The sequence below is a fragment of the Nostoc sp. genome (genome assembly GCF_036917615.1).
Classification (GTDB): domain Bacteria; phylum Cyanobacteriota; class Cyanobacteriia; order Cyanobacteriales; family Nostocaceae; genus Nostoc.
In genome coordinates this window covers 159459-170505 of the sequence record NZ_JBALCZ010000092.1, presented here as the reverse complement: position 1 = coordinate 170505, position 11047 = coordinate 159459, and the positions used below count along the sequence as shown (strand labels likewise).

Sequence of the window (11047 nt, the reverse complement as noted above, 5' to 3'; positions counted from 1 at the left end):
AGCGATCGCCTCTTCTACTTAACAGCTAATAATGTAATTAAGTAGGTTGGCGGGGAAAAACCAAATCATATAAAGGTATGCAAACGGGCAACTAAGCTTAATTCAAGCACATTTCATAATTTTTATAAAGCTTTGCATAGTTACCTTTAATAGCACCAACCTACTTAAATGTGAGTTCGACAGAACTAAAACATGGCAGGAGTCAGTGCAGGCAAATCCTTTGGGTAAATCCCACATTCCGCACCCAGTAGTGTCACGTCGCTTCTCTACCAGAAACACTCGCGTTCGCTTCAAATTCACGCATTCATGCATTAATAATCCCCATAAATAAATTTAGTTGCTCGCGTCTTAAGGACACCTTTGGCTTTGCGGCTCGCATGAGCGCCGTATTTCTCTCTACGAGACACACTCGCTTCCTGAAAGCGCGTCTCTACATACATATTTTTCTTCTCCATAAATAAATTTAGTTGCTCTGTATCCTTTGATTTTTCGGATAGTTTAACCCTCTCTTAGAACTTTGAAAAAATAAAAATATTGATAGGTTGCAGAAAAGTCCGTGAAACCCAACCAAATCAAGGATTCTTAGTGTTGGGTTTTGTTCCTCAAACGCCATTTGCTTCTCCCTACAGCCCTTCTCCTAAAGGACACGCGCAAGGGACAAGCCTCTTAACCCGTCCAACGCAGTGGCTCCTCAAACTGCCTTTAATTCATAAAGCCAATGAAAATCAAGGTTTATGATTCTTATTTTGTGAGAGTAATAGAAGAGGATTAACCAATATTGTGGTCTGAGCAAAGATTATGAGCCTCTTTCCGAAATGAGTGAGGCTACCATCTAGGATGTTATGACTTGGATCATACTGTGTGGCCTATCTGTTTAAAGATTTAATATATAAATGGTTTATAACTGTATTTTTTTCGCTAAGAATTAGCCATTATGTAATACTTCAGAAAATTTACACTAAAAAAGGCATAAACTCTTTAAATTTTAAGTTGATCAGTGTAAGCTAATTATGTAAATATGTTTCTCACAAAACTCTTTTAACCACTCGTACTGATTACGCTATGGGAGGTGTAGCAAAACTTACATAGTTGTTTGGGCGTTACCTTTAAAACACTAAACACAGCTGGAAAAAGATTGGCTTTAGTATTTTCCAAGCAAACTCAAGCAATATTCTTGAACAATACCTTCGCCAAAAATAGAAATAGTCTGACTTTTGCCGAAATTGCCCAACACAATAGTGGGTAATACTTTTAGGCAAAACGTCAAACCATAGTCTAGACGGACAAGACAGTATAAATTCCTCACATAAAAACCATAGAGGATTTTATTGGCTCAGTTTTTGCCTGTTGGTAAAAATAAGTGTGTCTTATCTGGATTTGCTATATGCCAATAGTCCTAAATTGGCAAAGTGGCAAAGGTATTGTTTAAGTGAGATTTTCATTGACTAGTTAAATCTCAAAAAAATTTAATGTGCTTTCTACTTTGTGTTGTCTCTTGACTGTACTCTGCCTGAAGCCAGCTTTTTAATGCTGGAGGTTACGCACTGGAGACTGAGTTTGGGCGCTAAATGCACATTGCAATACCTTTAATCAACCTTATAGGGTTAATCAAGTACCGCTGTTGTGGTCTTTTTGCTCTCAGGCTTTAATCACACAACTGTTATGGATTACGCTTGCCTATAATTTCCGACTTAGTGGAACTACATACAATTATGTCACACCATTTTAGTAACGACAAGGCTGTTGAAAAACTAGGAATGTCTGAAATATTGTGTTTTGATGCCTTGGGAAAGCTGTAAACGCTGCTTACCAAATAAAAATACCTTTTATGTAAACAAATATGCGTTTGACAAAGCTCTTTTCTCCTAAAAAGCTTAGGGTTTCATAGCAGAAGATAACAGTATCAAATAATACTTTTTGTCTTTTTTTAATTTAGATCGATAACTAAATTCTGTCTTGGAGGTTAGAAAATGCCACCAGTGCTTTCTGGGCAACATGTAGGCGAAAGGCTCTTGTACATCTTGGGTGCAACGCTTTCAGAAAAAGAATTACAAAACTTATTGGCAGAAATGGAGATTGTGGAGCCACTAGTGGCGAAGCAGTTCTGGCAATCTGCACAGACGAATCCTGGTATCTACATTATCCTTACAGGTAAAGTCCGACTGTTGGATAGCTCTGAGAATTTAATTACTAGCTTTGGTGCATGGTCTGTTTTCGGCGAATTGACTCTGTTTCCCGAAGCTAACTTTAGTCCTTACGTAGTCAGAGCTTCGACAAGCTTAAAACTTGGCTATTTCAGGCAAGACGCATTGAAAATATTGATAGAGAAGTATCCTAACATTCGCGATCGCCTATGCGCCCGTGCAGAACTTTGGGATTTGCTGTTGTTATGTCGCCAAATCTCACAACTTCCGTGCCATACATCACAAGTTGCAGGAATGCTGAGAGCTTTATCTCTGTTTGAGCGCCACCAGTTAGAAACTGGCTCTTTAAGTCCACAAATATCCCAAGATTCGCAATTGTGGCTATTGTACAGAGGTCAACTGCGGCATTCTGAAGGTCATTCTTTGACACCAGGCACAATCTTTGCCCAACCAAAACAAGGAGATTGGCAAGCAACGCAACCAACAATTGCTTACATCCTGAAAAACGACCATAGGCAAACAGCATTAGAATACTTGCCGGAATTAGGGAACTGGGGACTAGAGACTGAGGATTTGAGACTGGAGACTAAAAATCGGTCTTCCCAATCTCCAAAATCTAAAATCATTCCTTTTCCCCAACGAGAGAAGCAGTCACAACAACAGCCAAAAAAGTCACGTTTTTACTTTCCCACTCCGAAGGTGCAAGTGGGGCATTGGTGGAAACGCCTCACCAAGAGCTATCCGTTTTATGCCCAACAAAGCGCTGCCGATTGCGGCTCTGCTTGCTTGGTGATGATTGGTAACTATTGGGGCAAGCATTTTAGTATCAATCGCCTCCGGGATATGACCAACGTCAACCGTAACGGTGCATCTCTCAAGGCCATGGCAGCAACAGCAGAAAACCTGGGTTTTGCCACCCGTCCGGTGAAAGCCACTCTTGATAAATTGTCAGAACAACCTTTACCTGCAATTCTCCATTGGGAAGGCAATCACTTCATTGTTGTCTATGAAATCACCAAAAAGCGGGTGATTGTGTGTGACCCTGCTCTTGGTCAACGCAGCCTGACAAAAGCTGAATTTCAAGCAGGTTGGAGTGGTTATGCATTGTTAGTGCAACCTACAGCGCTATTAAAAAATACTAAAGACGAAAGTAGAAGCTTCTGGAAGTTTTTTGAGTTAATCAAACCTCACTATCGGACACTATTAGAAATCTTTATAGCTTCGGTACTAATCCAATTATTTGGACTGGTAACGCCAGTATTCACCCAGCTGTTGCTTGATAGAGTACTTGTGCAACGCAGCGTTACAACCTTAAACGCCATTGGTTTGGGGATGATTATTTTTGGGTTGTTTGGTGTCGCTGTCAATGCTCTACGGCAATATCTCCTATTTCATACTGCTAACCGCGTTAGCATCTCCCTACTCGTAGGTTTTATTAAACATACCTTCCGCTTACCCCTTTCCTATTTCGAGTCGCGTTACGTTGGGGATATAGTCTCGCGCATCCAAGAAAACCAGAAAATTCAGCAATTCCTGACTGGTCAGACACTCTCCATCTTGCTGGATATGCTGACATTGGTAGTTTATCTGGGCTTGATGTTCTCCTATAGCTGGCGGATGTCATTATTCGTGCTGTTTACTGTACCGCCATTTTTTATCTTGGCGTTGGCTAGCACAAGTATTTTGCGCCGCATCTCCAGAGAGATTTTTAATGCAGGTGCCAAAGAACAAAGCTATCTCATAGAATCCCTAAGCGGAATTCGTACCGTCCGCTCATTAGCAATTGAACAGACCGTGCGCTGGCGTTGGGAGGAACTGCTGAATGATTTGGTCAAAAAAGGCTTTAATGCCCAGATAATTGGTAATCACCTGCAAATTATCAGTGGCGTTATCCAAACCTTTGTGAATACTGCATTGTTGTGGTATGGAGCGACCCAGGTAATTAATGGCGAACTCACTATTGGACAATTAGTTGCTTTCAATATGTTGGTGGGTAACGTCTTAAGTCCTTTCCAGCGGCTATCTCTGCTGTGGAATCAATTGCAGGAAATCGTGATTTCCACCGAACGTATTAATGATGTGTTGGAGGCGGAACCAGAAGAAGACTTAGAAACTAAACCCCGGAAGTCATTGGGTAAACTCCACGGTCACATTCGCTTTGATAATGTCACCTTTCGCTATCACTCAGAAAGTGAGACTAACGTACTACAAAATCTCAACTTTGAAATCCAGCCGGAACAGATGGTAGCAGTAGTGGGGCGGAGCGGTTCTGGAAAAACAACCCTTAGTAAATTGATTTTAGGTTTATACCCACCGACAGATGGCAAAATACTCATTGATGGTCGCGACATCACTAGTGTTTCCTTGCGATCGCTCCGTTCTCAAATCGGCGTTGTAGACCAAGATACTTTTCTGTTTGGTGGGACTATTCGCGAAAACATTGCGATCGCTCATCCAAATGCCTCTTCAGAAGAAATTATCCAAGCCGCAAAATATGCCGGAGCCGATGATTTTATTCAAAAACTACCGATGGGTTACGAATCTGAAATTGGTGAAGGCGGCGGTATGCTCTCTGGTGGACAGCGCCAACGCCTAGCGATCGCTCGTGCTTTGCTCGGAAATCCTCGGTTATTACTATTTGATGAAGCCACCAGCCACCTAGATTCGGAATCAGAACGAATTATTCAAAACAACCTCAAAACAATTCTCAAAGGGCGCACAAGTGTAATCATTGCCCATCGCCTCTCTACAGTCCGCAACGCTGACTTGATCCTGGTTTTAGATCAAGGTGTTTTGGTAGAAAACGGTACTCACGACGAATTAATCGCGAAAAAAGGTCATTATTACTACCTGAATCAACAACAACTGGCTCAAGTCAGTTGAGATTGAGTATGGAACATTGCTCAATAATTAATAGTTTTTTCCCCTACTCCCTGACTCCCTCATATATATACGTACCTTTATCAGAAATAAAACCATGCCAAATCCCAATAGATCGTCTCCAATTTCCAAAGATCAGCCAGATGAACCCCAAAGTTATATACAGCAAGAGGAATCTGTAGAGTTTAACGAGGAGACAGAGGCAGAAAATAACAGTCAAGATTTGTACTACGGTACTGAAAAATTGCTCAATGCCTTACCTCGAATTTGGACTCGTGGTTTATTGTATGTACTCATCGTCTTTGCTGGTCTGTTTTTGCCTTGGGCAACTCTCTCGAAAATAGATGAGACTGGCAGCGCCAGAGGGCGTATAGAACCTAAAGGCGCAACTCAAAAATTAGACGCTCAAGTTGGTGGGAGTGTCAAAGCAGTTACGGTCAAAGAAGGAGATACAGTCAGAGCCGGTCAGGTTCTACTAGAACTGGAGTCTGATATTTTGCAAACGGAACTGCAAGAAATTCAGAGCAAATTGCAAGGGTTACAAAATCGGCAATCCCAACTGGAACTGCTCAAAAATCAACTCTTAATGTCAACTAACCTCTTAGAGCAACAAAATAAATCCCAAAAATTAGAAAAAATGGCTCAAGTTAACCAGGCGCAGCAAAACCTGGATGCCAAACTGAGTAGCTATAACCTTCAAAAGTTAGAAAAACAAGCATTAGTTAAGCAAGCAGAGGAGCAGATTTACACCACTCGCGATGATCAGCAATCGGCTAAAACTCGTCTGGGTATAGATTCTAGACAAGTTGACCGCTTTAACAAACTCGTTAACGATGGCGCAGTTTCTGCAACCCAAATTGATCAACTCAAAAAAGAAGAACAAGAAAGCAAACGACTCTATAAAAAAGCTATATCAGATATCAAACAAGCACAATTGCGTTTAGCGGAAGAGCTAAATCGTTATCAAGTAATTATCAAGACGTTGGAGTCGGATATCAAACAAGCAAAACTGCGACTGCAAGAAGAACAAAGTAGCTATAAAAGTGTGATCCAAGCCGGAGAACTGGCTGTAATGAAAAATCAGGAACAGCTAAAAGACCTACAGACGCAAATAACAGCAGTGCAATCAGAAGTGGCTCAGACTAAAAGCCAGATTACATCTATAAGAGTTCAAATACAGCAACGAGTGGTGCGATCGCCGATTAATGGGGTGATTTTTGAATTACCCACCACTAAGCCAGGAGCGGTAGTACAACCCGGTCAAAGGATTGCCCAAATCGCACCCAAGAATGCAGACTTCGTACTTAGAGCAAATATGCCTAATCAAGATAGTGGTTTCTTGAAGTTAGGAATGCCAGTGAAAGTCAAGTTTGATGCCTATCCCTTCCAAGAGTATGGCATCGTGCAAGGGAAAGTTACTTGGATCTCTCCTGACTCGAAAGTTAGCCAAACACCCCAAGGGAAAATCGAAACCTATGAGCTAGAAATCACCCTAGAACAGCAGTATATCCAAAATGGCAACAAACGTATTCCATTAGGTGCCGGTCAGACAGCAAATGCTGAAGTCCTGATTCGCCAACGGCGAGTGATTGACTTTGTTTTAGATCCATTCAAGAAACTGCAAAAAGGCGGTTTAGAGATTTGAGGAATAATCAATGCCCAATGCCCCATGACGCCACTTGCTTTAAGTCGGCAGAGCGCAAGGGCGCAGTGGCTCCCCAATGCCCCATGTGCAATCCCCTTAATTATTGAAGATATTATGTTATGCCCCACAATCTGACCATTTCCAGTTCAGATATTATTCACAGTCTCAAACTTTCCTGTCAAATACCTGAGGTAGTAGAAGCAATAGCATCGCAAAGCATTATTGCCGAAGCAGCTCAACAGCTAGGAATTACAGTCACACCAGAAGAACTACAGCAAGAAGGAGATGACTTACGGTTCGCCAAGAAGCTTGTCAAAGCTAAAGACACCTGGACATGGCTAGAAAAACATCACCTGTCTGTGAATGAGTTTGAAGAATTAGCCTACAACAACATCCTTTCGCGGAAGTTAGCGAATCATCTATTTTCTGCTCAACTCGAAAAGTACTTTTATGAACGCCAACTAGATTATGTCGCCGCCGTTACCTACGAAGTCGTCTTCGAGGATCGAGACTTGGCTTTAGAACTTTTTTATGCCCTAGAAGAAGGCGAAATCAATTTTCCAGAAATTGCTCGTTTATATATCTCAGAACCAGAACTCCGCCATGCTTATGGATATCAAGGACTCCGATACCGCAAAAATTTTCGTCCAGAGATTGCAGCAGCTGTATTTGCTGCTGCACCACCAGAAGCTCTCAAACCGATTACGACTTCCAAGGGGGTGCATTTAATTTGGGTGGAAGAAGTCATTCAACCCCAATTAAATGAACAGTTGCGCCAAAAAATCATTACAGAATTATTTTCTGATTGGTTAAAGCAACAAATCAACGCTATGAAAATAGTTACCCAGATAGACTTAGACGGTTCGCAGGAGGAATTGTTAGATATGTTATTCACCAAGACTAAATAGGTTATTAAATTCCAAATATTTTTGTAGCTAACAATCTCCCCTTATTTATGGGAGATATCTTTAGTCTTCAAAAATGTTATGGATGCTAGTATTGTCTGCTTAAAAATTTAATATCCTTTTTATTTTTAGTATTTTGTGAATACATCCACAAAGTGCTAATTTCGGGCGATTAAATAATTAAATTAAATTGCTATAAATGTTGCTGGGCAAGAATAATTATGATTGCTGTCTAAAATTGTTATGCAGTTTTATTATTTTTAAATATTACTATAAAATGCGAAATTGTATAAAAATATTAGTTTTTTAGATTGAAATATTTTTCAAAAACCTATTGACTTTTTCGGTGAATAAAGTATAGTAATTATGTAGACAACAACCAGTTGGCTACGTCAAAAAGTCCAAAAGCAACTTACAACTTTCAGGAGAAACTTAAATGATTATTTCTGATCTAAACTACTTGGAAAATACCTCTGAAGAAATTTTCGGTGGTCGTGGTACTGACATAAGGAACTACTACACTTCAAACAAGACAGTTTTCGCTAATGTTGATGAAAGCTATACCAAGGTAGTTCACACTTACTTGGGTGGTTTAAACGGAAACGTTGCTGAAGCAGTATTTAGCGCTGATGCTAGTGGTAACAATACCTTCTCAAGCGTCATTGGTGGTACACAAACCGAAAAGGGTCGTTCTGAAACTTTCGTTAACGCTATTTCTGCTACCAAATAGCTAATACTTGATCCAACTGGATTAGTTAAGCTTAAGCCTAAAAACAAAAGCAGGTTAGAGAAAGTATGAAAACCAACACTCCAGAGCAATTGTTTTGTTGGGTTATCTTGTACTCTACTCAACCTACTGTTGGATGTTCAGAATTTGCTGGAAACTATTTTGAGTTATAGTTTTCAGCAATTTCCTAAATTTCAGTCAATGTTAACACAGTTAATCAGACAGTTGCAAGACTTACGTCTTTATGGCAGCCGATATCTGTTCGTTAATGTAGCAAGCCTGTTGTCACCGCCAAATCCTTTGTAAATGGCAAAGATGTCGGCGGCATTAATATTGCCATAGCCACCTCTAAAACTTGAAAAAATTCAGTAGCACTAGTGCGGTAGCATTCAATGCTTATGCCAAGTCGAGTAATGCTAGCGCCTCCAAAGTTCAGTCTCTATGCGGGTTCTCAATTGCATGGAATACAGACCTAACTCTTGTAGCGTTGGGGAGTAAGCCTCAAAGCCTCTGTTTTTTTAGGACAGAGGAATGGAAGTGAGGTCAGAGTGTATTGCATCCATAGAGGCGTAGCGGTGAAGCAGCGCGATCTTGGGGGTTTCCCTCATGAGCGACTAAGGTACGAGCGATCGCTATAATCACAAGTGCCATAGCTGAACTTCAATATCACAGGATCTGTAAAGTGAGTATTGCCGATCTAGCAGGATAAGGAGGAAATGTTATGAGCAGTATTTATGTCACAAGTTTGTCCTACGTCAACAAAAGTGGTTCTGGCGGTAGCATCAACGTAACGTCTAATTCCCCTACAGGTTTGACCATTAACAAGAGTCAAGAATTTTTTTTAGCTGGAGGAAGATCAAATAAAACTACTGTGGCAGTCACGGATTCCTCCATTGAATCTGACGGGAACGATTTGCTATTGGGAGGTAAAGGTAACCATACTCTCGTCGGCGACTTAGGCAATGATACACTTACCAGAGATGCTGATGACGATTTATTTGGACTTAACGCAGAAACTTCTGATTCTTTGCTTTCTGATGTAATCAGTAATTCCAATAATTCCAATCTATCTGAAGGTGATACCATTGGCATCGGAGCAAATAAAAACCTGTCAAATGACTTGGGATTTGCAGGCTTCGATTTAATAGATGATGGAGAAGTTAACAACACCTTAGTTCAATTGAAAAATAGTTTCCTGAGCGGGGCTAATTCATTCTATTTTTAGGGCAGTTTTTACGAATACTTTTGGGAAAAACAATAATTTAGCAACGAACCTATCCCTAAAAAATACCCATTTTGTGAGAATTAACTCGTAAACATAAAACGTGACATTTTAGAGTGAAATAGCCCTGTTGCCTACTAACGCTTACACAGATGGTAATATTCAAGAGCGATCGCTGCATGACATTAGAGAAAATTCGGCGTTGCATATTTGTGTGAAATATAGTCAATTAATCTATTGAAAAGTTTTTTTAAAAGCAAAGCAAGCCCTACCTAAAAGCAGATGGTTCGATAGGGATGCTAAAGAGGTTAGATAGTTCGGTAATTATTTATCAATGATTCCCACTACATATTGGTAACTTCAATTAAGAATATAAATATTTAAGCGTAGATGATAGTCAAATTTACAATTTTAGGAGATAAAAAATATGCCAATCTTACAAGGAACTAACGGCAACGAGGTATTAAGTGTCCCAGGAGGAGACACTAATACTAATGATTACACTATTTTTGGTATTAGTGGTAGTGATACCTTGACCGGGGGAGGCGGTAACGACAACATTTTTGCAGGTTTCAGTGGCAATTCCATACTCAATGGGGGAGCTGGCAATGACAAATTGTTTGGCAACCTCGATAACGTTACCCTCAATGGGGGTAGCGGTAATGATAACCTTAATGGAAATCTTGGTAATGACTTCTTAGATGGGGGTAGTGGTGATGACACCCTCAGTGGAGGTCTCGGCAATGACACACTTTATGGAGGCCTCGGCAATGATGTTCTCTTTGGAAGTCTTGGGGATGACTTGCTTTTTGGGCAGGCTGGCAATGACACCCTGAATGGAAGTGATGGTAGTGACGTACTATTTGGGGGTGATGGTAATGATAATCTGAGTGGAGGTACTAACGGATCTCCCAATGCTCCTCAGGGATTCTTTGAGGACTTTCTGGTTGGGGGTGCTGGGAGTGACACGCTTAATGGATATGGCGGTGGTACAGGAGGAAGATTTGAGAGAGATGTGTTAGTTGGTGGCGGTGCGGTTGACAAGACCGGCACTATCACAAATTTTTCTCCTGATGGCGCCAAAGACGTATTTGTGCTTGGAGATGCAAATGGCTCTTATTATACAGCTGCTGGCTCCAAGGACTATGCGATTATTTATGGCTTTGAGAAGGGTATTGATCAGTTGCAACTTAGCCCAGCTGTGACTTATGCATATGGAACTGGATCTATTTTCAGTAAGCTTGATACGTTGATTTTCGCCAAACTTCCTAGCGGTCCCGACCTGATTGCGATTGTGGCAAATGTTAACCTTATTGGCTAGGTATACCTCGTCATAAATAGAGGATGAAATTAACAATACCTTGATTGTGGTCAAGAGTAATTTAGATGCGATCGCCTTGGACAATCGACATTACTGTTCAAATTATGAGATTATGCGATCGCTACGCCCAATTCAACAAGATAGTGTTGCATACACTCATATATCTTTTCAGACACAGTACATAACAAGATAAACAGAAAATA

At 40.7% G+C, this 11047-nt stretch carries 8 protein-coding genes; all 8 read left to right on the top strand.

Annotation, left to right across the window (positions count from 1 at the left end):
- Window positions 1-534: 534 nt before the first annotated feature.
- The 8 genes from V7K85_RS34975 to V7K85_RS34940 all read left to right on the top strand — a co-directional run bounded on the left by V7K85_RS34975 (window position 535) and on the right by V7K85_RS34940 (window position 11037).
- The gene (locus V7K85_RS34975; protein ID WP_334821072.1) at window positions 535-738 is read left to right on the top strand and encodes a hypothetical protein; all 204 of its coding nucleotides are present in this window, start codon (window positions 535-537) and stop codon (window positions 736-738) included.
- Between the two features lie 1232 nt (window positions 739-1970).
- Window positions 1971-5027: a peptidase domain-containing ABC transporter gene (locus V7K85_RS34970; RefSeq protein WP_334821071.1), complete on the top strand. Its 3057-nt coding sequence runs from the start codon at window positions 1971-1973 to the stop codon at window positions 5025-5027.
- 94 nt (window positions 5028-5121) lie between these two features.
- Complete coding sequence (locus V7K85_RS34965) at window positions 5122-6669, top strand: HlyD family efflux transporter periplasmic adaptor subunit (RefSeq protein WP_334821069.1); 1548 nt, start codon at window positions 5122-5124, stop codon at window positions 6667-6669.
- Between the two features lie 119 nt (window positions 6670-6788).
- Window positions 6789-7577 carry a peptidylprolyl isomerase gene (locus V7K85_RS34960; RefSeq protein ID WP_334821068.1) on the top strand — a complete coding sequence of 263 codons (789 nt, stop codon included), beginning with the start codon at window positions 6789-6791 and terminating at the stop codon, window positions 7575-7577.
- Between the two features lie 433 nt (window positions 7578-8010).
- Window positions 8011-8304: a hypothetical protein gene (locus V7K85_RS34955; protein WP_334821066.1), complete on the top strand. Its 294-nt coding sequence runs from the start codon at window positions 8011-8013 to the stop codon at window positions 8302-8304.
- A gap of 718 nt (window positions 8305-9022) precedes the next feature.
- Entirely contained in the window at window positions 9023-9526 is a 504-nt protein-coding gene (locus V7K85_RS34950) for a hypothetical protein (protein WP_334821064.1), read from the top strand.
- A 424-nt stretch (window positions 9527-9950) separates the two neighbouring features.
- Window positions 9951-10844 (top strand): calcium-binding protein, encoded by an 894-nt coding sequence (locus V7K85_RS34945; RefSeq protein WP_334821062.1) that lies wholly within the window; start codon window positions 9951-9953, stop codon window positions 10842-10844.
- 46 nt (window positions 10845-10890) lie between these two features.
- A complete protein-coding gene (locus tag V7K85_RS34940; RefSeq protein WP_334821060.1) occupies window positions 10891-11037 on the top strand; it encodes a hypothetical protein in 147 nt (48 codons plus the stop codon).
- Window positions 11038-11047 lie beyond the last annotated feature (10 nt).

Bases quoted from the DNA above. Each gene is read 5' to 3' on its own strand.
- V7K85_RS34960 (WP_334821068.1), top strand. From the start codon at position 6,789: ATGCCCCACAATCTGACCATTTCCAGTTCAGATATTATTCACAGTCTC.
- V7K85_RS34965 (WP_334821069.1), top strand. From the start codon at position 5,122: ATGCCAAATCCCAATAGATCGTCTCCAATTTCCAAAGATCAGCCAGAT.
- V7K85_RS34970 (WP_334821071.1), top strand. From the start codon at position 1,971: ATGCCACCAGTGCTTTCTGGGCAACATGTAGGCGAAAGGCTCTTGTAC.
- V7K85_RS34950 (WP_334821064.1), top strand. From the start codon at position 9,023: ATGAGCAGTATTTATGTCACAAGTTTGTCCTACGTCAACAAAAGTGGT.
- V7K85_RS34945 (WP_334821062.1), top strand. From the start codon at position 9,951: ATGCCAATCTTACAAGGAACTAACGGCAACGAGGTATTAAGTGTCCCA.
- V7K85_RS34955 (WP_334821066.1), top strand. From the start codon at position 8,011: ATGATTATTTCTGATCTAAACTACTTGGAAAATACCTCTGAAGAAATT.